Below are 23,727 nucleotides of genomic sequence, written 5' to 3' on the forward strand. Positions count from 1 at the left end.
CCTTGCCCTCAGATTTTATTGTTGGTGGTAAACCAACTCGATTCCACTCTAGGGTTTGATTGTATGAAACTTACAAAAACGTTGTCTGCAGCACTATTCGTTAGTCTGTTGGCAGGTCAAGCTGCTTTTGCGCAGCAAGACAAAGAATTGCAACCTGTGGTTGATGCTGCAACTAAAATTAACGAGTCTGCAGCGGATTCCCAATCAAAGATTAACAATATAACTGACCAAATCGGCAGTAAATTGCAACAATTCAAAACTATCAATAAAGAAATTGATGGTTTGTTGGTTTACAACGAGCAGTTAAGAAAACAAATTGCTAATCAGCAACAAGAAATGTTGGATTTGAATAGCGCAATTGACGAAGTAAGTGTTATCGAACGTCAAATAACACCATTAATGATTCGAATGATTGATGGGTTAGCACAGTTTGTGGAACTTGATGTTCCATTTTTAGAAGAAGAACGTGCCAATCGCATTATTGATTTACGTAATATGATGGATCGCGCAGATGTTGCTCCTTCTGAGAAATTCAGACGTGTAATGGAAGCTTACCAAGTCGAGATGGATTACGGGCGAACCTTAGAGGCTTACCCTGGATTGCACACTATTGATGGTCAGGAACGAAATGTCGATTTCTTACGCATCGGTAGAACCGCACTTATATACCAAACTCGTGATGCAGGTATGCAAGGAATTTGGAATAAACAAACTCGTCAGTGGGAATCACTTTCTTCTGACTACCGCACGCAAATTACCAAAGGTCTTAGAATGGCCAAGAAACAAATGGCACCTGATTTGTTGATGCTGCCAGTTGCGATCACGGATTAAGAGAGTAGAAACCATGAGAAAATTAATTAGAAATACTGCTGTTCTTTTGGTTGCTACTTTTGCTGGAGCAGCTTTTGCTCAGGAAAGTAAACCACTAGATTTGGATGCACTGCTTAAGCAATTAGAGCAAGGCCAATACCAACAAAATCAACAAAATACTCAGCGTGAAAAAGAGTTTGTACAAAAACGTGCTGAACAAGATCAAATGCTGCGTGATGTGACCTCACAACGTAATGCTCAGTTGAACACATCTGAAAAGCTGGAAACGCAATTTGAAGAGAATGAATTCAAATTAGCAGATTTGAATGATGCTTTGGATAAACGCCTAGGTTCGTTAAAAGAACTATTCGGTGTGTTACAACAGGTTGCAGGTGACACCAAAAACAAATTTTACAACTCAACTGTTTCAGCGCAAATCTCTGGTCGTTCTGAATTTTTAGATGAAATGGCCCAGTCTATGGGGACGAGTTCTAAATTAGCTTCAATTGAAGAAATAGAGCGGGTGTGGTTTGAAATTCAACGCGAAATGACTGAGTCAGGCAAAGTCACTAAATTTACAACTGATGTTGTAGAAGCTGGTGGCGCTAAAGTCAATAAAGAAGTCGTTCGTGTAGGACCTTTTGCACTCGTGTCTGATGGCAAATACCTTAAGTACGAAGGCGAAACCGATACTGTTGCTGAATTGATTCGTCAACCTGCAGATCGTTACACAGACAGCGCCGCAAATTTACAGAGCTCTGATGGTGAATTGGTTTCATTTGGATTAGACCCAACGGGCGGAACTATTCTTGGATTGTTAGTTCAAGCGCCAAGTCTTGAAGAGCGTATTCACCAAGGTGACCTTGTGGGATATATCATTATTGCGGTTGGTGCAGTTGGTATTTTGGTCGCGTTCTGGCGTTTTGTGGTACTTACGCTTGTTGGCGCCAAAGTAAATGCACAACTTAAGTCGAGTAAAATATCTGAGGGGAATCCTTTGGGTCGCGTGCTTAAAGTGAAAGATGCTCATCCAAATGCTGACACCGAATCCTTGGAATTGCATTTAACCGAAGCCATTTTAGCTGAAGTGCCTAAATTAGGACGTTTCTTAACACTAGTAAAAATGATTTCAGTGGTTGCTCCCCTTGGTGGGTTACTTGGTACCGTTACCGGTATGATTGTGACCTTCCAACAAATTACCTTGTTTGGTACAGGTGACCCGAAAATTATGGCTGGCGGTATCTCATCGGCATTGATTACCACTGTTCTTGGTTTGGTTGTGGCCATTCCTACTACTCTGCTTTATGCATTGCTCAGTACGCAAAGCAAAAATATTGTAGCGATATTGCAAGAACAAGCAGCGGGTGTCATTGCTGAACGAGCTGAAACTCAGTCTGGCACTAAGGCATAAGACGATGTTTGTAGAGATCTTTGAATCAATCCGAGACTTCACCGAAACCGGTGGGATTATCCTGCTGATAATAGGTGCCTTGATATTCGTGATGTGGATTTTGATACTCGAACGTATTTTCTATGTGACTTATGGTCATAAGCAATTTAAGAAACAGACCATTTCCACTTGGCAAGCACGTAGCGATCGAAATTCATGGAATGCGCATCAGATTAGACAAGCAATGATTTCTAGAGTCAGTCTTAAATTACGCTTCAGTCTTCCCATTATTCAGGCGTTAGTCGCGCTATGCCCTCTATTGGGTTTGATGGGAACGGTAACAGGTATGATTGTGGTATTTGATGTAATGGCCATGTCTGGTGGCGGTAACGCCCGGTCAATGGCCGCAGGGGTTTCACAAGCTACTATACCCACAATGGCTGGCATGGTGGGTGCGTTATCCGGCGTATTCGCGTCTACATGGTTAACGCGCACAGCAAAAACCGAACGTTTACATCTAGAAGATGCATTGGAGATTCAACGTTAGAGCCTAGGCCTGCGTGAATAAAGAGTAATTATGAGAAAAATTCAGAATTTAGTCGAAGAAGAAGAAGCAACAATCGATATGACGCCGATGTTGGACGTTGTATTTATCATGTTGATTTTCTTTATCGTTACCGCTTCATTTGTAAAAGAATCGGGGATCGACGTAAACCGACCTGAAGCTGCCACAGCAGTGAAGAAAGATCGTGCAAATATCTTAGTTGCCATAAGCGACAAAGGTGAAATTTGGATTAATAAACGCAGAGTAGACGTACGTGCAGTTCAAGCCAACATTGAACGTTTAAAAGCCGAAAACCCACAGGGTACGGTTGTTATTCAAGCAGACCGTAAAGCGACTACTGAAACGCTTATTAAAGTCATGGATGCATCGCGAGCAGCGGGTGTCTACGATGTTTCTATCGCAGCACAAGAGTAAAATATAATGGCAAGACTCCTTCTGGCAGTTGTATTAGCGTTTTTCATCACGATTAGTTTGTTCTTTTTGATGCAAGCTCTTATCGCTAGTGGTGATCAAACGTTAGATGATCCCAAGCCCGGTGCGGTGCTCGATTTCGTACGCTTGAAGAAAGAAGAAACGGTTGAACAAAAAGATCGTAAGCCGAGAAAGCCACCACCACCTAAAGAGCCGCCACCGCAAATGGAACAGCCGCAAATGGATTCACCTACGCCTGATGCTGATGGCAGTGGTATGGCGTTTGAAGCCGATGTCGGTGGTGATATCGCCCTTGGTGGTGGATTGGCCCTAGAATCAGGTGATGGCGAATATTTGCCAATCGTTAAGGTTGCTCCGGTTTATCCACGACGAGCTTTATCTCGCGGAATAGAAGGCTTTGTAATCGTTGAATTTACTGTATCTAAATTAGGCGCAGTAAAAGATATTCGCGTAGTACAAGCAACTCCACCGGATATATTTAATCAGGCTGCGATGGATGCTGCACTGAAATTTAAATATAAACCCAGAGTTGTGAACGGTGAACCTGCAGAAGTGTCTGGTGTGCAAAACCGCATTACTTTCCAGATCGATGGTTAACTAAGAGGCAAGCATGAAAATAACACAGTGCATTTTAGCCATCTTATTGGCAAGCTCATTCACACTTATATCGTCTGTAGTAACGGCACCTACAGCTAGTGCACAAGATAATAGTGCCAGTGAAAGAAAGACCCGCAGAACACCGGCTCTGCGTACGCGAGTATACGACCAATTGGCTCGCGCTCAGAAAGTTGCCGACGAAGGTAATACTGCTGAAGCATTAGCAATATTGGATGTCGTTAAATCCAAAGAAAGCTCTATGAATAGCTACGAGCTGGCGATGTTGCATAACTTCTACGGTTTTATTTATTACAACGTCGAAGATTATGATAAAGCTATCGAATCATTTGAGAGCGTAGTAGAACAGCAACCCATTCCTGAGTCATTTGAACAAAGTACTTTGTTTAGTTTGGCACAATTGCAAATGATGCGCGGTAATTACGATAAGACTATCGAGTACTTGGAACGTTGGGAAGCATTGCAGCCAGGTAAGTTACCGGTTAAAAATTTAGTGCTCAAGGCCCAAGCTATGTATCAGAAGAAAGATTATCAGGCTGCTTCTGAATACATCAATGAAGCTATTTTACAGCAAGAAAATAGTGAAGAAGGCTACAAAGTCGATGAGAATTGGTACGTGCTTCAACGAGCTATATACTACGAGTTGAAACAAACTGAGCAAGTGACCAAAGTGCTTGAAAAAATGGTTAAATTATTTGACCGTCCTGAGTATTGGGTGCAGCTTGCAGGTATGTATGGCGAGTTGGGTGAAGAAAAGAAACAGTTAGCGATTCTCGAAGCGGCTTACCAAAGTGATTACATTACAAAAGCCTCGGATATTTTCAACTTAGCTCAGCTGTATTATTACCATCAAGTACCATATAAAGGCGCCAGGTTGATGGAGCAAGCAATGCAAGATGGCGTACTTGAAAAAAACCTCAGGAACTTAAAGTTTTTAGCGCAAACTTGGTCCCTTGCCAAAGAACACGAAAAAGCCGTACCTGTTATGCGTTCTGCAGCTGCCTTGTCTGAAGACGGTGAATTAGATGCACAGTTAGCGCAAATTTTGCTGAACATGGATAAGTTTGACGAAGCCATTGAAAGTGCGCTCAAAGCGCTGGACAAAGGTGGTTTACGAAATGAAGGAACCACACATTTAGTCTTGGGAATGTCGTATTTCAATCAAAAACGCTATGTTGATGCACTAAATCAATTGGCTGAAGCTGAAAAACATCCTACTAGTCGTGGTATGGCACAACAATGGCGTAAGTTTGTACAGTCTGAAAAATCTACCACAGAGCAACTACAAGCCGAATTAAGCGCTTCTTAAACGCTACCTCAATATTATGCATTAACAATCCGTATCGCAGTTTTATCGGCGTGCGGATTGTCTTCCTTGGCGAAACTCAACTAAACTTGTTATCGATCTTAGTGTCATACAAAGTGATCAATTTTTACCACCGCAGGGTATTAAAGGGTTAATTGTGTAATGATCTTAAAGTTGACTACGTAAAGGAATTCCTATGTTTTACCAATTTAGTCATTTTTCAGCCAAGTTTAGCCAGATCATGGCTATGTGTATTGGACTTACTTTCCTTAGTGCATGTAGTTCTAACAATATTGTGATGGACACCGATCAAAATACCAATTTTGGCGCGTTTAAAAGTTATTCGGTGATCTCTAGAAACGTCGAAGATAGCTTGAGTGCTAATCGTATTATTACTCAAGTTTCACAGTTTTTAGAGGCTAATAATAAACTTATTGGTGACCTTGGTTACACTGATGCCGTTGTAGAGCTCGATCACTACATTGATTATCGCGATAACGACAGTAGTTTTTCAATTGGCCTAGGTACTGGTTCTTACGGACGCTCAGGCGGTGTGAGTGTGGGTGGCGGGGTTAGTTTACCCATAGGTTCAGATCAAATCCCAGTCGCAGTAGTGAGCATGAAAGTACTAGTCAACGATAGGCTAGTGTGGTCAGCTACCAATAGCCATGATTTCAAAACAGACAACAGTGCAAGTTTAGCAAAAGCACAGCGTGTGGTTGTAAAGGAATTGCTTGAACGTTTTCCATTAACTCGCACGGGTTCTTAGACTCGTTTTAGCAATTCACCATTTAATTTCACTGGTAAATTTTGTAACTAGTCGTATTATCTGTTGTTAACCAAAAAAAATAGGGACATTTATCCAATGCGTTTAGCACTCTCATTACTAGTACCCGTATTAATTTTATCTGCTTGTTCAAAAGACAAAGAACCCGAAATGCAAACTTACCCCAGATTAAAACAACTCAGCGTTGCCGCCCCAGTTGCCGCAAAGCAAGATTACACAGCTAAATACCACGGTAAAGAGTTAAATGATCCTTACCACTGGCTTAGAGATTCTGGATATCCGGAAGTGAATGACAAGCCCATTATTGACTATTTAACTGCAGAAAATGCTTACTTCGACCAGTTTTTAGCACCTAATAAGTCCCTTATCGACACGGTTTTCGAAGAAGTTAAAGGGCGTACAAACGAACAAGAAGAATCGGTTCCTTGGATTGACAATGGTTACGAATATCGTTGGTATTACCGCGAAGGCGAAGAGTATCGAACACGTAGCCGCAAAAATCTGACTACTGGTGAAGAAGAGGTTTTTCTTGATGAAACTAAGCTAGCCAAAGATTTCGATTATTTTACTTTAGGCGGCTGGGATATAAGTCCTGATAACCGCTTGCTGGTGTATTCCTTCAACACCGATGGCGCTGAACGTTATACAGTTCGAATTGTTGACTTGCAAAGTGGTGAATACTTAGAAGATGAAATAACCGAGGTAAATGGCGAAATCGCCTTTGGCGCAGACAGCAAAACGGTTATTTATGGTCAGTTGGAAAAAGATAAATGGCGTACAGCTAGCGTTAATGTGCATAAAATTGGTAGTCAGCAGTCTGACGATAAAATTATTCTGAGTGAAGCAGACGATGGCTTTTTCTTAGGCTTCCATTTCACCAGTGACGATAAGTACTTGGTAGTAAGCAGTGGGCAAAGAGAAGTATCTGAACTTAGTGTTATTCCAGGCGACGATTTGTTTTCTGAACCTAAGTTATTGATATCAAGGGAGATGAAATTTTCTGCTTCAATAGATCACGCTAATGGTAAATTCTATATTTTAGCCAACGATACCCACAAAAATTCAAGATTTGTTAGTGTTGATGACAGCCAACCAAGTTACGACAATTGGCAAACACTGATTGAAGGCTCTGACGATCTTTATTTATTGGGAATGCAGACATTCAAAGGTTTCATTGCCTTACAGGCTCGAGAAAAGGGAATTGATAAAATTCGAATTCGCGACTATCAAGGAAACTCCCATGACGTTGCCTTTCCTGAACCGGTTTATTCTGCTTCTTTAGGCAATAGTTCAGAGTTTGATCAAGACTTTGTTCGGGTTGACTATGAATCGATGGTTACCCCTGACACTGTATTTGATTATCAAGTTAACGATAAAAAGCTGGAAACCAGAAAGGTCACTACAATTCCATCTGGTTACGATAAATCTCAATATGTTACTGAGCGTCTAATGGCACCTTCAAGAGATGGTGTAGAGGTTCCGATTTCAGTGGTATATAAAAAAGGTTTCAAAAAGAACGGCAAACAGCCTATGCATTTGTACGGCTATGGGGCTTATGGGATAACCGTTCCCCCTGGATTTTCAGAACTCAGACTCAGTTTATTAGATAGAGGTTTTGCTTTCGCTATCGCACATGTTCGTGGCAGTGACATGCTGGGGTATCAATGGTATTTGGATGGTAAACTTGAAAAACGAACCAATGCCTTTAATGATTTTGTTGATGCAGCACAGTATCTAATTAAAGAAAATTATGTGTCTGAAGGCAATATTTCAATTTCGGGTCGCAGCGCTGGCGGTGAATTAATGGGAGCGGTTACCATTCAGGCTCCACAATTATGGCGCTCAGTGACCCTTGGAGTGCCGTTTGTCGATGTACTCAATACTATGCTTGACGCTACGCTTCCACTGACGCCACCTGAGTGGACAGAGTGGGGCAATCCACTAGAAGATTCGGCAGCTTACGATCTCATCGCAAGTTATTCTCCATACGACAACATTGAAGCTAAGGAATATCCTCCTATGTTGGTCAGTGGTGGAATAAATGATCCCCGCGTAACCTATTGGGAGCCCGCTAAGTGGACCGCTAAAATGCGTGAAATGAAGACCGATGACAATCTACTAATCATGCGAATTAATATGGGGGCAGGGCATTTTGCCAATAGTGGCCGCTATGGCAGACTACGTGATTATGCTGAAGAGCTTGTATTTATGCTCAAAAGTCACGGAATTGATAAATAAATAGCCATGCTGAAGAATAAAGCCCGATGAATTTCGGGCTTTTTTATGGCTGGCTGATCGCGGATAACCACTCCCTCTGTTCTGCAGAAAACTTGACCTATCACAAAGCAACACTTGTTACACCGCATATCTTTTCGTTAAACTGTGCAAAAATATCTTGGAAGCAACCTTGCATTCACTTAAATCTCTGCACACCTTTGGATTTTCTACACACAGTAAAAAATTGATATCCATCGACAATGACTTCGCAGCCCTAAAGGATGTTGAAACGCCTTTGTGGGTTCTCGGCGAAGGTAGCAATTGTGTTTTTTTGGAAGATTTTGATGGCACGGTTATCAAATTAGAATCTAAAGGTAAGACCGTTAAAGAGTTTGATGACTATTATCAACTGACGGTTAGTGCGGGAGAAAACTGGCATCAACTCGTCTGCTTTTGCATGCAAAATAATATTTTTGGATTAGAAAATCTCGCGTTGATTCCTGGCTCAGTGGGAGCTGCGCCCATACAAAATATAGGTGCATATGGGGTTGAGTTAAATCAATTTGTAAAACAGGTGATGTTCACGGAAATTGCCACAGCAAAACAACATAGCTTGACAAATGAAGAGTGTCAGTTTGGTTATCGAGACAGTATTTTTAAGCGACATCTAGCCGGTAAGGTGATCATCACGCAAGTTGTTCTTCACATTCCTAAACGTTGGCAAGCGTGCAATCACTACGGTGAACTAGCCAATCTAAAACAACCCAATGCAGAGCAAATTTTTAATAAAGTCATTGCTATCCGCCAAGAGAAGCTGCCTGATCCTAACGAAATTGGTAACGCTGGTAGCTTTTTCAAAAATCCGTTGGTAAGCAATAAGCATTTCGCAAGTTTGCAGTGTGACTGGCCTGATTTACCCTGTTATTCGGTGGATCACAACAGCGTCAAAGTTCCTGCAGCTTGGTTAATTGACCATCTTGGTTTTAAAGGCAAACAATTAGGCGGGATTCAATGCCATCCTAACCAGCCTTTGGTACTGACAAACAACGGTCATGGAAATGGGGCTGAGTTATTAGAATTGGCGCGGGAAATTCAAACCAAAGTGGAGAATACTTTTTCTATCCATTTAGAAAATGAAGTACGTTTAATTGGTAACAAGGGGCTGGTATCACTGTGAGTTTTAATTTTTCTCGTACTCTTATTCTGCAACGCTTGGCCGATGGACAGTTCCATTCAGGTGAAGTGTTAGGCCAAGAGCTTGGACTCAGTCGCGCAGCCGTGTCGAAACACATTAAAGGCTTGTGTGAGTTAGGTTTAGATATCTTTAGAGTAACGGGAAAGGGCTATCGTTTAGCGAAATCCTTAACTTTATTAGAACACCGCAAAATTGCCCAGTTATTGCCCCAGGTGATGCAATCGCAGATAAACGTGCAAAACGTAATAGATTCAACAAATCAGTTCATCAGAGACATGAATGTGAAACCAAGTAATGGTTACGTGTGTTTAGCTGAGGCGCAAACTGCTGGACGAGGACGCAGAGGACGGACTTGGGTATCTCCTTATGGTTCGAGTATTTATATGTCGATGTTCTGGTCGTTTGCTGGTGGATATCAAGCTATTAATGGTTTGAGTTTGGTAATAGGTATTGCGGTGGTAAAGGCATTGCAGACACTTTCAGTGAAAGGAGCAATGCTTAAATGGCCAAATGATGTTTACCTGCAAGATAAAAAGCTTGCGGGTATCTTGGTTGAAGTTGAAGGGCAAATGGGCGCTGCTTGTGATTGTATTTTAGGCATAGGTTTGAATATCGATTTACCTAAAAAGGCGCTAAACATTGACCAACCTTGGACGGATTTAGTGCAAGCTACTGGCCTAACTATTGATAGAAATGTGCTTGCGGCCACCTTAATTGACGAGCTAACTAAAGCCCTTACGATTTTTGAAACCCAAGGCTTAAGGCCTTTCATTAGCCAGTGGGCTGAATTAGATTACTTTTACGACAAACCCGTAAAACTAATGATTGGTAATCAGTGTGTATATGGCAAAGTGAAAGGGATTGATAACGATGGGGCTCTTTTATTAGAAAAAGACGGCAAAATCGAAACATTTCATGGAGGTGAAATCAGTGTCAGGCCTGCATGACATTTTACTGATAGATGTTGGCAATAGCCGTATTAAGTACGCACAAATTGCCAGCGCAGATTCAAAAGTCGTGACTCAAGTCTGTGATTCTATCGAAGATTTACAGCATCAAATTAGCAGCGCCCAATGTGTCATAGCCGCCAGCGTACAAAATGATCAGGTAACACTCAAAATTAAACAGCTATGTCACTTGCACAATATCCCGTTTCAACAAGTCGTGACTCAGGCTACAGCATTTGGTATTAGTTGTGCTTATCAGCAATTCCAGACCTTAGGCGTTGACCGTTGGCTTGCAGTATTAGGCGCACGACTGCATACCCAATTGCCGGTAGCAATCTTAGATTTGGGCACAGCAGCTACCTGTGACGTTCTTGTCGGGGAACAACACTTAGGTGGATGGATAGCCCCAGGCTTTCAATTAATGCGCAAGGCAGTCACTAGCCAAACCTCAAAAGTGTTTGCAGATCAACAAACCCCAGATGCATTGTCACTCGGAAAAAGTACACCTGATTGTGTCAATATGGGCGGCTTGGCAATGTTAGAAGGTTTTTTATACAGCGCTAGAAAGCGCATTAGTGGTTATTCTGATGACTACAGAATATTTTTGTGTGGTGGCGATAGTGGATTACTCAAAAATATTATTGATGAAAAAGTACAATTTAAACCAGATTTAGTATTACAAGGCTTAAGTCGTTTTATTCCTAGCAAATAAATTTAAAAATCATTTTTAATAAATTGCTGTAAAAACGCACAATTATTTTTGTCAATTTGTTGGTTCCGTAGGTTTTTTAGGCAACTAAACGATTAATTTAAATAAATCCGCATTTTTTCATGTTTTTTTGAGAATATACTCTTGCACCCTTAGGATCATTACTCTAGAATGCGCACCCACTTGATGCAGTGCCGACTTAGCTCAGTTGGTAGAGCAACTGACTTGTAATCAGTAGGTCGCCAGTTCGACTCCGGCAGTCGGCACCATCAATCCTGGAGGGGTACCCAAGCGGTCAACGGGAGCAGACTGTAAATCTGCCGGCTCAGCCTTCGCAGGTTCGAATCCTGCCCCCTCCACCATTTTTACTGTGCACCTGCAGTTTAATCAGGTGTATGGTGTGACGCAATGTGTCACGCCACCACTTTCAACGAGGTGGATAGAGAATAGGTTTGCGAGCATCGTATAATGGCTATTACCTCAGCCTTCCAAGCTGATGATGTGGGTTCGATTCCCACTGCTCGCTCCATATTTAGTGCTGATATGGCTCAGTTGGTAGAGCGCACCCTTGGTAAGGGTGAGGTCGGCAGTTCGAATCTGCCTATCAGCACCAGTTCTCCCCCAACTCTTTGATTAGGTTTTTTTTAATTACTTTGCTAGGAAAAATTTAAGATGGCAAAAGAAAAGTTTGAACGTACGAAACCCCACGTAAACGTCGGTACAATTGGCCACGTTGACCATGGTAAAACGACGCTAACAGCGGCAATCACTACAGTTCTAGCAAAGACCTATGGTGGTGCTGCATCAGCGTTTGATCAAATCGATAACGCTCCAGAAGAGCGTGAGCGTGGTATCACAATCTCAACTTCACACGTTGAGTATGACACGCCTAAGCGTCACTATGCACACGTAGATTGCCCAGGGCACGCGGATTATGTTAAGAACATGATCACTGGTGCTGCGCAAATGGACGGCGGAATCTTGGTTGTTGCGGCAACTGACGGTCCTATGCCTCAAACACGTGAGCACATCTTGTTGGGTCGCCAAGTTGGTATCCCTTACATGATCGTATTCATGAACAAATGTGACATGGTTGACGACGAAGAGTTGTTGGAACTAGTAGAAATGGAAGTACGTGAACTTCTAACAGAATACGAATTCCCAGGCGACGACTTGCCAGTAATTCAAGGTTCAGCGCTTAAAGCGTTGGAAGGTGATGCAGCATGGGAAGCAAAAATCATAGAGCTTGCAGAAGCACTAGATAGCTATATCCCAGAGCCAGAGCGTGCAATTGATAAGCCGTTCATTTTGCCAATTGAAGATGTATTCTCAATCTCAGGTCGTGGAACAGTAGTAACCGGTCGTGTAGAGCAAGGTATCATCAAAGTAGGTGAAGAAGTTGAGATTGTTGGTATCAAAGATACGACGAAAACAACTTGTACTGGTGTAGAGATGTTCCGTAAGTTGCTTGACGAAGGTCGTGCAGGTGAAAACGTTGGTGTACTACTACGTGGTACTAAACGTGATGACGTAGAGCGTGGTCAAGTATTGGCTAAGCCTGGTTCAATCACTCCACACACCCAGTTTGAAGCTGAAGTGTATGTATTGTCTAAAGATGAAGGTGGTCGTCATACTCCATTCTTCAAAGGCTATCGTCCACAGTTTTACTTCCGTACAACGGACATCACTGGTGCAGTAGAATTACCAGAAGGTGTAGAAATGGTAATGCCTGGCGACAACTTGAAATTCAAAGTTGAGCTAATCAACCCAATCGCGATGGACGAAGGTTTACGCTTCGCAATCCGTGAAGGTGGCCGTACTGTTGGTGCTGGTGTTGTAGCAAAAATCATCGCTTAATAGCGAGATAAGATACGAATTAAAAAGCCGCTCTTAGAGCGGTTTTTTTTGTGCCTGCGATTTGTATTTACAATATTTGTAGCATGGCCTTCACGCCATGGCGTGGGGCAACATATCGCGGGGTTAAAACACCCGCCTACAAGCCATGGAAAGGTTCAACAAGGCGCGGTTTGTAGCATGGCCTTCAGGCCATGGAATCCTTGCAAAATGCTGCGGGGCTAAAGCACCCGCCTACAGGGTAGGGGGGATTATCTTTGTAGGATGGTCTTCAGACCATGGAATCCTTGCAAAACGCTACGGGGCTAAAGCACCCGCCTACAGGGTAGGGGAGATTATCTTTGTTGCATGGTCTTTAGGCCATGGAATCCATGAAAAACGCTGCGGGGCTAAAGTACCCGCCTACAGATTAAGCGTATTTATTCTGCCAAACTTCGTTTGCCATGACATCATCTGCTGATTCGATGTGGTCTAACCAAGTCTTTCCAATCAGGTGATCGTATTCGTGTTGGAATATACGTGCCAGAAAGCCTTCAAACAGTCGCTTCTCGATGTCACCATTTTCCGCTAAGTACTCAATTTCAATCCATGTAAAACGTTTTACGTTGCCCCGTAGTCCAGGAACTGACAAGCATCCTTCCCAATCTTTATTTTGTGTCTCACTACTTGCCAATACTTTTGGATTTATCAGAATTAAAGGTTCCATGTGCGGGGCATCGGGATATCGAGCATTGGGTCTTGAAGCTATGATCATTATCGCTCGGGGATCGAATACTTGAGGAGCCGCAATACCAATACCGTTGGCATCCAACATGGTTTGTTTCAAAGCTAGTAAAAACTGAGTCAATTCATTGGTTAACAAATCAGCCGGCGAAACTGCAACAGCTGGTGTTTTTAAAATTGTCTCTCCAACTTGGGCTATTTTCATTTAGGATCAACCTTACCCCAAACCGAATTGGTTTCTTCAGGCGCAGGTTTGGCTTTGTCTTTTTGACTAGTTGCCTGTCGAGGTTTATTTGGTTTTTGCGGTTTATGAGTTTTAACAACGGGGGTTGTGGCGGTTTTTACTGCATCTGGACGGTATTTAACTACCATTCCTTTAAGTAAGTTGCGCACTACCTGATCACCACTTTCTTTATAATTTCGATGATCTGCCTTTCTGAACATAGCGTTAAGTTCGCCTTTACTTAAACGAAAATTGGCTAACTTCAATATAGCTAACATATCTTCGTCTCTATAGCTCATGGCAATACGGATTTTACGTAAAATGTCGTTGTTTGATAGTCGTTCACTGCCTTTTAGAACAACAGGTTCAACACCTTCTTGTTTGCCACGTCTTTGAATAATCAAACCGTCTAGAAACAGACTGAGTATCTTATCTCGACAGAGCATAAACCCCGGCTCGTCTTCTTTTTTCATGAGCATTGATAAGTAGTCTTTTTCCATTTCATAGTTAGCTAAACTAAAAATAGCGATAGTCGCGGTGTCATCTAGTCTGAGCGCATAGCGAAGACGGCGTAAAATATCGTTGTGAATCATAAATAAGGCCAAATTTTGTTGATTAAGGTTATTCTACCTGAAACCGAAAAATAAACATCCTATCGACTGTAATTCGATTAATGCTGATGGATGAAGGTGCGTCGACCAATAACTTTAATGGAATATGTGGAGTTATTCGAGGGAGCAATACAAAAAGCCCTAATCCGAGCTGGGTTGGGGCGACAAAAATTAAATTGCACATTTTTTGTCAGCTAAAGTATAGTAAATTAACTATCTGAATTATAAGGCTTTGATTATGAGTGAGAATAGCCAAACTGAGTTTCGGTTTTTAGCAGAACCGACAGACGTTAATTTTGGTGGGAAAGTACACGGTGGAATGGTGATGAAATGGATCGACCAAGCTTCTTATGCTTGTGCGGCGCAATGGAGTAAACATTATTGTGTGACAGTATCTGCCAATGCTATTCGCTTTATTAAGCCAATTTTGGTTGGTCAAATGGTAACGGTCAGTGTGCGCATTGTTCACACGGGAAAAACCAGTATGCACCTTTATGTGGTGGTTCGTGCCTCGGATCCAAAAGAGGAAGAAGTCACAGTTACTAATCGTTGTTTCATTACCTTTATGGCCATCGATGAGTCTGGTTCCCCAGTGGAAGTGCCGCATTTCACGCCGCAAAGTGAAGAAGAAATCTTGCTTGAGCAAGTCGCTATTAGTGGTAAAGATTTCGCTAAAAAGTTAGACAAGCATTTTGAAGAAATGCTGGGCTGGAAATAGTAATAGTGGCTTAAAAAAGCCACTATTTTAGACTGACACTTAGGGGATAGCGTTAAACAACTACTGGTGAAGTCACACCCATGCTCCCCTTTTTGAGACGTTAGAACGCGTATTTCGCTGAAAACTGTAGGCGGCTCATATCGCCGTCAGCGCCAGTTTCAAGTTCACGTTTTGCATAGGCGTACTCTGCTCCAAAGGTAAGCTCTTTGCTTGGAGAGTAGAGTATATTTGCACGAGCGCTATAAGTCTGCTTGGTGGTGGATGTCCCTGTTAACGCGGTATCATTGTCTGCGCTAAAAATGGAATAGGTAAAGTTACTTCTCCACTGCGGATCCCAAATATGTCTGTAGGCAATACTAAAACCGCTTGAATCAATTGCTTCTAATTCATTATCAGCATTCAAAACTGCACCATTAACAGCATTTAGTGCTAAATAACGCCCCAAACCTTGACCATAATTGGCTGCGATTCGAATGTCGTCTTGGCCAAGATTGAACTTGGCGGTCAAACTAATACCTGCACTGGTTGTTGAGGTATCAATATCATTTTCGCCTTGTTTGTTGACGTAGGATAACTGGCGTAATAGCCCTGCAATTGCAAAGTGCCCCCAATCTCCTTTAAAAGTATATCGTGCTGCCAAATCTGGTACAGGGTTATCGTCAGTGACAATACGAGTACCACCACCTAAAGGTGAAACTGTGGTTTCAGGGTTTTCCAACGAAACTTCAAAGTTTCCCGTTGAGTATTTAACCATGACTTGTCGAACAAATATTGTACCGTCCGTAGAACCGATGAAATCGAGGGTTTCAGGAAGTGCTTTGACATCCATAAAGGTGGTCCATGTCTGCCCAATTAACCAATCGTTATATTTAATAAAAGCGTGTCGTATTCTTGGTTCATAAGAATTACTTACACGTTCATTTCCATCTGGTGTTACTTGGAAGTCAAACTCTAGAACGCCGACAACTTTGTCGCCACTATCCAGATCGGTATTAGTGGTGAACCTAAAACGCGACTGTTTAATATGGGCATCAAATTGAGTCGACTCTTCTTCGCCGCCTACAGGTGTAAGGCTCGGAAGATAGAAGTCTCTACCAATACTACCAGAAGCTAGAGTGCCATCACTATAGCTACTGAACATGGCATCGGCTTTTAAATAGCCGCTAAATTGAACATTTGTTTTGTCTAATAGGTTGGCATTGGTTGCAGTACCATACAAAGTGCCAAGTGCTAGCGTAATTGCTGCTGTAATTTTAGTTTTCATGACTTTTCCTAGTGCAGTTTAATGCTCAGTAAACTTTGCACTAAGATTCACTTTTTACATATAAGCGGATGGTCTATCAGACCATAGTCGTATAGTCTAGAAACTGAATTTTGAATGAATAAAGTGGTAGTTTTTAATTAAGTAAGACCAAAGTCAGCTTCGGTAAGACCAAAGTCGCATTCCACTCTTTAATATTAACGTTACAGTATGTGCAGTTGCTAAAAATTGTGTTGGAGAACCCTATGACAGATACACTTTATCCGGTCCCTGAGACCGCCAAGCTTAATACCCATTTAACCCCTGAATTGCATGCGCAGATGTATCAGCAATCAATAGAATCTCCGGATCAATTTTGGAAGGAGCAAGCGGCAAACTTAGATTGGTTTACTTTTCCAACTAAAATAAAAAATACTTCTTTTGCCAAAGATGACGTTAGCATTAAGTGGTTTGAAGACGGCGAGCTTAACGTCAGCTATAACTGCATAGACCGACATTTACCAGCAAAGGCTAATGATATTGCTATTGTTTGGGAAGGCGATTCGCCAGATACCGACAGCAAAGTTACTTATCAAGAATTACATGACCAAGTGTGTCGTCTTGCCAATGGTATGAAAAAGCTAGGCATTCAAAAAGGTGACCGTGTTGCGCTTTATATGCCAATGGTACCTGAAGCCGCTGTTGCCATGCTGGCATGTACCCGCATTGGTGCTATCCATTCAATTATATTCGGTGGTTTCTCACCTAACGCAATCGCCGATCGAATTAATGATTCAGATGCCAAATTAGTTATTACCGCTGATGAAGGTCGCCGAGGTGGTAACTGTGTACCACTTAAAGTGAATGTAGACGATGCCCTTAAAGATAATCGTTGTCCGAGCATCGAGAACGTTATTGTATTTAAAAATACTGGTAACGATGTTGCTATAGGCGAGAAAGACATTTGGTGGCACGAGTTAACCGCTAAATGTGACGCTCAGTGTGAACCTACTGCAATGAATGCAGAGGACCCTTTATTCATTCTTTATACCTCAGGCTCTACTGGCACTCCTAAAGGCGTTGTGCACACTACAGGTGGTTATTTAGTGTATGCAGCAATGACCCACAAATACGTATTTGACTACCAAGATGGAGAGGTCTATTGGTGTGCGGCTGATGTGGGTTGGATTACTGGACATACTTATATTGTCTATGGACCCCTTGCTAATGGTGCTACAACGTTAATTTTTGAAGGCGTACCAACTTACCCAGATGTGCGTCGAATTTGTCAAATTGTTGATAAGCATGACGTTAACATTCTGTATACTGCGCCCACAGCGATACGTGCGCTCATGGCCCAGGGGCAATTTGCTGCTGAAGGCACTACCGGTGACTCTTTACGATTATTAGGCTCAGTAGGTGAGCCAATTAATCCAGAAGCTTGGACATGGTATTACGAAACCATTGGCCGCAGTCGTTGCCAGATCGTCGACACTTGGTGGCAAACTGAGACGGGAGGCATCATGATGACTCCTTTACCCAGTATTACTGCCCTTAAGCCTGGTGCAGCTTCTATTCCATTCTTTGGCGTTCAACCGGCCTTAGTTGATGGTGAAGGAAATGAACTTAGCGGCGCCACTGAAGGCAATCTGATCATTAAAGACAGTTGGCCTGCCCAAGCAAGAACGGTTTATGGCGATCATCAACGCTTCGTGCAAACTTATTTTAGTACTTATGACAATGCGTACTTTACCGGTGACGGCTGTCGCCGTGATGAAGATGGTTATTATTGGATTACCGGTCGTGTTGACGATGTACTAAATGTATCAGGACACCGTCTTGGTACGGCAGAGATTGAAAGTGCCCTTGTATCTCACGATGCCATCGCTGAAGCTGCAGTAGTAGGTTATCCTCACGATATTAAAGGTCAGGCAATTTATGTGTATGTTACACCGGTAGCGGGTGTAGAAGTAACGGATGAATTAACGGCTGAAATACGTAAGTGGGTACGCACAGAATTGAGTCCTATCGCGGTTCCCGATTTGGTTCAGTGGACCAATGGATTACCTAAGACCCGCTCAGGTAAAATTATGCGCAGAATACTACGTAAAATAGCCGCTAATGAGTATGAGCAACTTGGGGATACATCAACATTAGCTGATCCCAGTGTGGTTGATAGCCTAATTGAACTAAGGTTAAATCGTTAAACTAGTCAATAAAGGGGCAATATTTGCCCCTTTATTACGTTAGTTCGAGATTTTTTGTTGATTTAAGCGTATTGTCCTGATTCAATTGGATCACTTTTTAGACACGCTGATAACACTATGTTCACATTGCTGATTGCTGACGATCATCCTCTCTATCGCGATGCATTGCGTATTGCGTTAAATCTATCTGAACATCAATTAACTATTTTAGAAGCCAGTGACTTAACTCAGACCCTTGATATCATCCAAAATAATGATGTCGATTTGTTGCTATTGGATTTGCATATGCCCGGTAGTAATGATCTATTTGGTTTGATTCACATTCGCAAACTATATCCTGACCTGCCTGTTGCTGTGGTATCCGGACTTGAAGATAAAAACATAGTATCCAAAGTGATTAATACTGGTGCGATGGGCTTCATTCCCAAAACAACGGGTTCAGAAGATATTGCCAATGCTGTTGAAACCATACTTGATGGTGATACTTGGATTCCTAAATCACTGGTCAACGAAATTGATGAAATTGATAGCGAATTTGCCGCTTTAGCCGACAAGGTATCCAGTTTAACCAATGCCCAATACAAGGTACTGTGTTTTATGCGAGACGGTTTATTAAATAAACAAATTGGCTTTGAATTGGATATTGCCGAGGCCACGGTGAAGGCCCACGTGACCGCTTTATTCAAAAAACTTGGCATCAACAATCGTACTCAAGCAGTATTAATTGCATCGCAACTTGAGCTTACGCCTCCGGCTCCTGATCTGTGTCATAAATAAAGTATTCTTTTTCAGTGCCGGAGTGATTCAAAATTGCGTCACACTTTTTATGGAAAAGGATTAATCGCGAAATTTTAGCTAAATGCTACTACAATAGACCGACTTACTGTTTTTGAGTGTAATGATGTCTGCTAAACCTGTTTCAAAACGCATTTATACTGTTGATTTAATGCGCTTTTTTGCCATTGTCTTGATGGTTATCTTCCACTTTATCTATGATCTTAAATTCTTTGGTTGGGTACCTTCAACTATCCCTGATGGCCACGGCTGGCGTGAATTTCGTTATGTCATATTGACCTTGTTTTTCTTATGTGTGGGCTTTTCTTTAGCGGCTGTGCATGGTTCTGGTTTTAAACAGAAGCACTTTATTAAGCGATTTATCCAGCTACTTCTAGCTTCTGCTGCAGTTACTATCTCATCGTTAATAATGGCACCAAATAATTGGATCTTTTTTGGTGTGTTACATTTCATCGCCATAGCCAGTGTAATCTGCGTACCTCTTGCTCGGTTTCCCTACGCCGCTCTTTTCGCTGGAGTCATCATAATAGCGGCATTCAACTTAGGTTGGGTAAGCAGTATTTGGCCATTTCAGCCGATACGTCACTTACTGCCGGGCTACACGAACGACTACGTAGGATTGTTCCCTTGGACGGGCGTGGTGTTTATTGGTATTTGGTTATGTTATCAACAGTGGTTCTTAAACGATCCTGCGCACAGATTTGCGCGCAGTAAAATCGTCTTATTTGCCAGTAAACACAGCCTCATTATCTACCTTATTCATCAGCCAATTATGTTTGCAATATTTGGCCTTATTGGGGTGTTCTGGCAAGCCTAAAGCTATTCAATAAAGCCCGTAATTTCGCAGGTTTAACGGGTTTACTTAAATAACTAATATTTTGTTTTTTACATAAATCTATTATTTCCGTCTGTTGATTTGCGGTCACTAGTACAGCATGCAAATTCTCTCCGTATTGGCTACGAAGTGCGGCAATAACATCGATACCATTTGCATTATTTGCTAAGTGATAATCAACCAGTATGACATCTGGTATACGCGAGTTTAAGTGGGTTATCGCTTGTGTAAGATCTAATGCCGTGATGACATTTACTTGCCATTTGTTCAATACGGTTTGCATGGCATCTAGGTTTTCGTCTTTATCATCAATGCACAAGACTTGCATATCCTTCAAACCCGTATTGTTGGTCGACGTGTTTTCCGGTTGTTGTGAATGTGATTGACCTTGCGGAATATCAAAGCTAAAACAACTTCCCTTATTCGGTGTAGAACGAACACTTACATCAATGGCCAATTTACTGGACATTCTGGATACCACCCCTAAACCTAAGCCAACGCCGTGCTGAGGGCTTCCATCGACCCGATAAAAGTCGTTAAAAATTCTATTTTGTTCTGACGCAGAAATGCCAATTCCGGTATCCCAAACTTGAATTAAAATACGTCCATTTCGTTTTCTGGCACTTAACAGTACTTTGCCTTTTTTAGTATATTTCACTGCATTTGAAAGCAAGTTTTGTACAATTCGATACAGGTGAGTTTTATCAGTATTGACCCAATAGGGTGGAATTTGAGTGCGCAGTTGCAACCCTTTTTGCTCGGCCTTCATGGCGAACTCGTCTATCAATGAACTCAATAACTTAGGCAGTAGTACATCTTCTAGGGTTAATTTCATTTCACCTTGATCGAGCCTAGCTATATCTAACAAAGTAGCAATTAGGGTTTCGCTGGAGTTCACACTATCACTAAGTTTTTGCAAAATTTCTTTGGCTTCAATGTCCACATCAATTTCACCCAAGGCTGACAAATATAACTTCGCGGCGTTTAAGGGTTGCAATACATCATGGCTAGCCAAGGCGAGAAAACGGGTTTTACTAGCATTGGCATCTTCTGCTGCTTTTCGCGCTTGTACTAAATCCTCTTCTAATTGCGCTCTTCGTTCTATTTCACTGCGCAGTTCGGCATTAATTGCTTGGACTTCTTCGCCTCTTTTCTCAATTCGACGCTCTAAGTTTATTTTTGATTCTTCCAACGCTTTTTGAATCTCAATATGGGCGGTAATATCGTTGAAACTGGTAACAAATCCGCCGCCAGGAAGAGGGTTTCCCACCATTTCAATCATTCTACCGTCGCTGCGTTGACGAATAAATTTATGAGGATGACCAGCTTTTAAGTGAGCTACTCGCTTTTGCACTAGTGCATCAACTTCACCTACTCCGCATTCACCTCGCTGCGCGTTATAACGCACTAAATCTTCGATGGGGGTGCCAACATTGACAAGGTCCGCGGGGTAATTAAATAGTTCAAGATAGCGCCGATTCCAAGCAACCATATTGAGATTTTTATCGATAACACTTATACCTTGATCCAAACTTTCAATTGAGGTGAATAAAGCGGTGGTGTTGAATTGAATTGCTTGGGTTGTGTCATCGAAAAAATTAACCACTTCTTCAAAATCTAACTTTTTACCGCCCAGGGCACTATCGATGAGGGCTTTGGCACTTGATGCACCTAAGGCACCACCAAGTGCTCGTTCACAATATTCTAGAAATTCATGATCTGGAGATTGGTGGTCTTGTAGCTTTATTTTGGAACGATTCTCAAAATCCTCCATTAAGATTTCTACTCTGGACTCACCAAGAAAAGTCGACAATAAAGTGGACAGGTCACCAATAGTGGCGGTTTTGCGCTGTTTTTTGGTCTCTTCAATGATTTCTTCTCTGGGGGAAACAAAGGCTTGCGATTGAATTCGATCGACCAATCTATCTTGAGCGAAGTGAGAAAACAGCAAATAACAACTTGTGTTGGCTAACAAACTGACCATCGCTGCCACACTAATCACTTCTGATTGCAGTTGGGTGGTGTTGACTTCGTTTAACATGGGGAACATAAGCCACATTACCCAAGTTATAAAACCGGCCAGCAAACCGGCGTAAACGCCATGGGCGTGACCTTTTTTCCAGTACAGTCCACCTAAAATAGCGGGTAATAGTTGCACGACTAATGAGAACGCCACTAAGCCAATTGAGAGGAGTGAACGGCTCCCGGTCATTTGTTGATGGTAAAAGTAGGCAAGGCCGATCAAGGTTGCGATCACTAACCGTCTGACTAATAAGATGGTCTTAGCGTAATTAAACTGTGGCGCGTTGTGGTTTTGGCGAGACAGCATTTTAGGCAAAATTACGTCATTGGTCACCATAGTACTTAACGTCAAAGTGGCAATAATGATCATTGCCATTGCGGCGGATAATCCACCTGTGAAGACCAGAATTTTAACCAATAAAGAGTCCGACAATATGGCTAAACTTAATACATAAGTATCGGGTTCTTGTGCTCCTATGAGGGTTTGTCCTGCTGCTGCAATGATAGGGATAACAGCCGCGGTTAAGGCTAAGTACAGTGGGAATAAAACTCGTGCGGTTTTAAGGTGCGATAACTTTAAATTGTCCACTACTGCCACATGAAATTGTCTGGGTAAACAAATAATGGCGGCGGCAGACATGAGTGTTTGAGCAAAAAATGGCAGGGTATAGAACTGCGCGGTGGAGTTAAATTTTGACAGTGCGTCACCAAATTCTTGGGGTTTGTCGGCGACCGCCCAGAAATAAGCCAAAGAAGCCACCACGATTAATGCGATGAGTTTAACACTGGATTCGAAAGCAATCGCTAGCATTAAGCCCCGTCGATACTCAGTCACATCAGAGTGTTGAGTTCCAAAATAAATTGCAAAAAATGCAATGAAAACAGAGGCAATTAACACAATCACTTCACTGTGTTCTTGTTCGGTAATTAATTGAAACGCAGAGCCAATGGCTTTGAGTTGTAAAGCCATATAGGGAATGGTTGCTAAAAGCGCGATAAAGGTGACTAACAAGGCGACAGTTTGACGCTTGCCGTAACGGGAGGAAATAAAGTCAGCAATGGTCGTAATATTTTGTCTTTTACTAACCAAAATTAACTTATAAATAAAGCGATAACCAAAAAGATAAACCAGTATTGGTCCTAGCAAAATCGCAATATATTGCCATTGATTACGAGATGCTTCTCCCACCATGCCAAAGAATGTCCAAGCTGAACAATAAATTGCCAAAGCCAAAGAATACACTATTGGATGCGAAGTGATCGCTCGGGCCAAAGGTGTGTTTCTATCTCCCCAACGAGCTATCCAAAATAACCCAGTTAGATAAATTAAGGCTAATAAAACCCAACCCAATGTCATTTAATTCTGTACCTAAAACACTATCGATATTAGTAATTTAGCACACTTTTGAAAAATTAATTGTTGTACTACGACCATAGTCTCATTTCACTACTAGTAATACATGGATAGATTAGAAAACGTTCGGAATGGCAGTCATTCTGATTTAAAAAATTCAAGGCTTTGGTCG

General features: G+C 42.0%; 20 protein-coding genes and 4 tRNA genes. 20 read left to right on the forward strand and 4 right to left on the reverse strand.

Annotated features, from left to right (window positions below; translation table 11 throughout):
• Positions 1-63: 63 nt before the first annotated feature.
• From VUI23_RS03435 to tuf, 16 genes are all read left to right on the forward strand, one after another.
• Positions 64-831, forward strand: coding sequence for a DUF3450 domain-containing protein (locus VUI23_RS03435; protein ID WP_216046390.1), 768 nt, complete (start codon positions 64-66; stop codon positions 829-831).
• 13 nt (positions 832-844) lie between these two features.
• Positions 845-2,221, forward strand: a complete 1,377-nt coding sequence (locus VUI23_RS03440) for a MotA/TolQ/ExbB proton channel family protein (protein ID WP_216046391.1) — start codon at positions 845-847, stop codon at positions 2,219-2,221.
• 4 nt (positions 2,222-2,225) lie between these two features.
• Positions 2,226-2,747: a MotA/TolQ/ExbB proton channel family protein gene (locus VUI23_RS03445; protein ID WP_216046392.1), complete on the forward strand. Its 522-nt coding sequence runs from the start codon at positions 2,226-2,228 to the stop codon at positions 2,745-2,747.
• Between the two features lie 30 nt (positions 2,748-2,777).
• On the forward strand, positions 2,778-3,179 hold the full coding sequence (locus VUI23_RS03450) for a biopolymer transporter ExbD (RefSeq protein ID WP_008845615.1): 402 nt from the start codon (positions 2,778-2,780) through the stop codon (positions 3,177-3,179).
• Positions 3,180-3,185: 6 nt separating this feature from the next.
• Positions 3,186-3,794, forward strand: coding sequence for an energy transducer TonB (locus VUI23_RS03455; protein ID WP_216046393.1), 609 nt, complete (start codon positions 3,186-3,188; stop codon positions 3,792-3,794).
• Positions 3,795-3,807: 13 nt separating this feature from the next.
• Entirely contained in the window at positions 3,808-5,121 is a 1,314-nt protein-coding gene (locus VUI23_RS03460) for a tetratricopeptide repeat protein (RefSeq protein WP_303502290.1), read from the forward strand.
• A gap of 193 nt (positions 5,122-5,314) precedes the next feature.
• The gene (locus VUI23_RS03465; protein WP_303502293.1) at positions 5,315-5,887 is read left to right on the forward strand and encodes a DUF4136 domain-containing protein; all 573 of its coding nucleotides are present in this window, start codon (positions 5,315-5,317) and stop codon (positions 5,885-5,887) included.
• A gap of 96 nt (positions 5,888-5,983) precedes the next feature.
• On the forward strand, positions 5,984-8,143 hold the full coding sequence (locus VUI23_RS03470) for a S9 family peptidase (RefSeq protein WP_342806833.1): 2,160 nt from the start codon (positions 5,984-5,986) through the stop codon (positions 8,141-8,143).
• 169 nt (positions 8,144-8,312) lie between these two features.
• Entirely contained in the window at positions 8,313-9,299 is a 987-nt protein-coding gene (gene murB / locus VUI23_RS03475) for a UDP-N-acetylmuramate dehydrogenase (protein WP_342806835.1), read from the forward strand.
• Entirely contained in the window at positions 9,296-10,264 is a 969-nt protein-coding gene (birA, locus tag VUI23_RS03480) for a bifunctional biotin--[acetyl-CoA-carboxylase] ligase/biotin operon repressor BirA (protein WP_216046398.1), read from the forward strand. Before murB ends, birA begins: the two co-directional genes overlap by 4 nt.
• Positions 10,248-10,976 (forward strand): type III pantothenate kinase, encoded by a 729-nt coding sequence (locus VUI23_RS03485; RefSeq protein ID WP_342806837.1) that lies wholly within the window; start codon positions 10,248-10,250, stop codon positions 10,974-10,976. The genes birA and VUI23_RS03485 overlap by 17 nt, the downstream gene beginning before the upstream one ends.
• A 190-nt stretch (positions 10,977-11,166) precedes the next feature.
• Positions 11,167-11,242: transfer RNA gene (locus VUI23_RS03490), tRNA-Thr, on the forward strand.
• A gap of 8 nt (positions 11,243-11,250) precedes the next feature.
• Positions 11,251-11,335 (forward strand) — tRNA-Tyr (locus VUI23_RS03495).
• A gap of 92 nt (positions 11,336-11,427) precedes the next feature.
• Positions 11,428-11,502, forward strand: a tRNA-Gly gene (locus VUI23_RS03500).
• A gap of 8 nt (positions 11,503-11,510) precedes the next feature.
• A tRNA-Thr gene (locus VUI23_RS03505) sits at positions 11,511-11,586 on the forward strand.
• Positions 11,587-11,645: 59 nt separating this feature from the next.
• Positions 11,646-12,830, forward strand: a complete 1,185-nt coding sequence (tuf, locus tag VUI23_RS03510; protein ID WP_342806738.1) for an elongation factor Tu — start codon at positions 11,646-11,648, stop codon at positions 12,828-12,830.
• Positions 12,831-13,236: 406 nt separating this feature from the next.
• Here the strand turns inward: tuf and def are convergent, their stop codons facing one another.
• A complete protein-coding gene (gene def, locus VUI23_RS03515; RefSeq protein WP_216047612.1) occupies positions 13,237-13,755 on the reverse strand; it encodes a peptide deformylase in 519 nt (172 codons plus the stop codon).
• Positions 13,752-14,366 carry a DUF1456 family protein gene (locus VUI23_RS03520; RefSeq protein ID WP_342806839.1) on the reverse strand — a complete coding sequence of 205 codons (615 nt, stop codon included), beginning with the start codon at positions 14,364-14,366 and terminating at the stop codon, positions 13,752-13,754. The genes def and VUI23_RS03520 overlap by 4 nt, the downstream gene beginning before the upstream one ends.
• Positions 14,367-14,622: 256 nt before the next feature.
• Between VUI23_RS03520 and VUI23_RS03525 the strand changes: the two genes are divergently transcribed.
• Positions 14,623-15,102: an acyl-CoA thioesterase gene (locus VUI23_RS03525; protein WP_342806841.1), complete on the forward strand. Its 480-nt coding sequence runs from the start codon at positions 14,623-14,625 to the stop codon at positions 15,100-15,102.
• A 100-nt stretch (positions 15,103-15,202) separates the two neighbouring features.
• On the opposite strand, the gene VUI23_RS03530 is transcribed toward VUI23_RS03525, so the two are convergent.
• Positions 15,203-16,366 carry a DcaP family trimeric outer membrane transporter gene (locus VUI23_RS03530; RefSeq protein ID WP_216047609.1) on the reverse strand — a complete coding sequence of 388 codons (1,164 nt, stop codon included), beginning with the start codon at positions 16,364-16,366 and terminating at the stop codon, positions 15,203-15,205.
• Between the two features lie 242 nt (positions 16,367-16,608).
• Between VUI23_RS03530 and acs the strand changes: the two genes are divergently transcribed.
• The 3 genes from acs to VUI23_RS03545 all read left to right on the forward strand — a co-directional run bounded on the left by acs (position 16,609) and on the right by VUI23_RS03545 (position 20,161).
• Positions 16,609-18,549 carry an acetate--CoA ligase gene (acs, locus tag VUI23_RS03535; RefSeq protein WP_216047608.1) on the forward strand — a complete coding sequence of 647 codons (1,941 nt, stop codon included), beginning with the start codon at positions 16,609-16,611 and terminating at the stop codon, positions 18,547-18,549.
• A gap of 117 nt (positions 18,550-18,666) precedes the next feature.
• Positions 18,667-19,326, forward strand: a complete 660-nt coding sequence (locus VUI23_RS03540; protein WP_216047607.1) for a response regulator transcription factor — start codon at positions 18,667-18,669, stop codon at positions 19,324-19,326.
• A gap of 121 nt (positions 19,327-19,447) precedes the next feature.
• Positions 19,448-20,161 carry a heparan-alpha-glucosaminide N-acetyltransferase gene (locus VUI23_RS03545; protein WP_342806843.1) on the forward strand — a complete coding sequence of 238 codons (714 nt, stop codon included), beginning with the start codon at positions 19,448-19,450 and terminating at the stop codon, positions 20,159-20,161.
• On the opposite strand, the gene VUI23_RS03550 is transcribed toward VUI23_RS03545, so the two are convergent.
• Positions 20,136-23,558 carry a PAS domain-containing hybrid sensor histidine kinase/response regulator gene (locus tag VUI23_RS03550; RefSeq protein WP_342806845.1) on the reverse strand — a complete coding sequence of 1,141 codons (3,423 nt, stop codon included), beginning with the start codon at positions 23,556-23,558 and terminating at the stop codon, positions 20,136-20,138. The two genes, VUI23_RS03545 and VUI23_RS03550, sit on opposite strands and share 26 nt — an antisense overlap.
• Positions 23,559-23,727: the final 169 nt, after the last annotated feature.

It is taken from the genome of Alteromonas sp. M12 (assembly GCF_037478005.1).
Classification (GTDB): Bacteria; Pseudomonadota; Gammaproteobacteria; order Enterobacterales; family Alteromonadaceae; genus Aliiglaciecola; species Aliiglaciecola lipolytica_A.

Coding starts and splice junctions, on each gene's coding strand:
- VUI23_RS03435 (WP_216046390.1), top strand. CDS start 64: ATGAAACTTACAAAAACGTTGTCTGCAGCACTATTCGTTAGTCTGTTG.
- VUI23_RS03440 (WP_216046391.1), top strand. CDS start 845: ATGAGAAAATTAATTAGAAATACTGCTGTTCTTTTGGTTGCTACTTTT.
- VUI23_RS03445 (WP_216046392.1), top strand. CDS start 2,226: ATGTTTGTAGAGATCTTTGAATCAATCCGAGACTTCACCGAAACCGGT.
- VUI23_RS03450 (WP_008845615.1), top strand. CDS start 2,778: ATGAGAAAAATTCAGAATTTAGTCGAAGAAGAAGAAGCAACAATCGAT.
- VUI23_RS03455 (WP_216046393.1), top strand. CDS start 3,186: ATGGCAAGACTCCTTCTGGCAGTTGTATTAGCGTTTTTCATCACGATT.
- VUI23_RS03460 (WP_303502290.1), top strand. CDS start 3,808: ATGAAAATAACACAGTGCATTTTAGCCATCTTATTGGCAAGCTCATTC.
- VUI23_RS03465 (WP_303502293.1), top strand. CDS start 5,315: ATGTTTTACCAATTTAGTCATTTTTCAGCCAAGTTTAGCCAGATCATG.
- VUI23_RS03470 (WP_342806833.1), top strand. CDS start 5,984: ATGCGTTTAGCACTCTCATTACTAGTACCCGTATTAATTTTATCTGCT.
- tuf (WP_342806738.1), top strand. CDS start 11,646: ATGGCAAAAGAAAAGTTTGAACGTACGAAACCCCACGTAAACGTCGGT.
- def (WP_216047612.1), bottom strand. CDS start 13,755: ATGAAAATAGCCCAAGTTGGAGAGACAATTTTAAAAACACCAGCTGTT.
- VUI23_RS03520 (WP_342806839.1), bottom strand. CDS start 14,366: ATGATTCACAACGATATTTTACGCCGTCTTCGCTATGCGCTCAGACTA.
- VUI23_RS03525 (WP_342806841.1), top strand. CDS start 14,623: ATGAGTGAGAATAGCCAAACTGAGTTTCGGTTTTTAGCAGAACCGACA.
- VUI23_RS03530 (WP_216047609.1), bottom strand. CDS start 16,366: ATGAAAACTAAAATTACAGCAGCAATTACGCTAGCACTTGGCACTTTG.
- acs (WP_216047608.1), top strand. CDS start 16,609: ATGACAGATACACTTTATCCGGTCCCTGAGACCGCCAAGCTTAATACC.
- VUI23_RS03540 (WP_216047607.1), top strand. CDS start 18,667: ATGTTCACATTGCTGATTGCTGACGATCATCCTCTCTATCGCGATGCA.
- VUI23_RS03545 (WP_342806843.1), top strand. CDS start 19,448: ATGATGTCTGCTAAACCTGTTTCAAAACGCATTTATACTGTTGATTTA.
- VUI23_RS03550 (WP_342806845.1), bottom strand. CDS start 23,558: ATGACATTGGGTTGGGTTTTATTAGCCTTAATTTATCTAACTGGGTTA.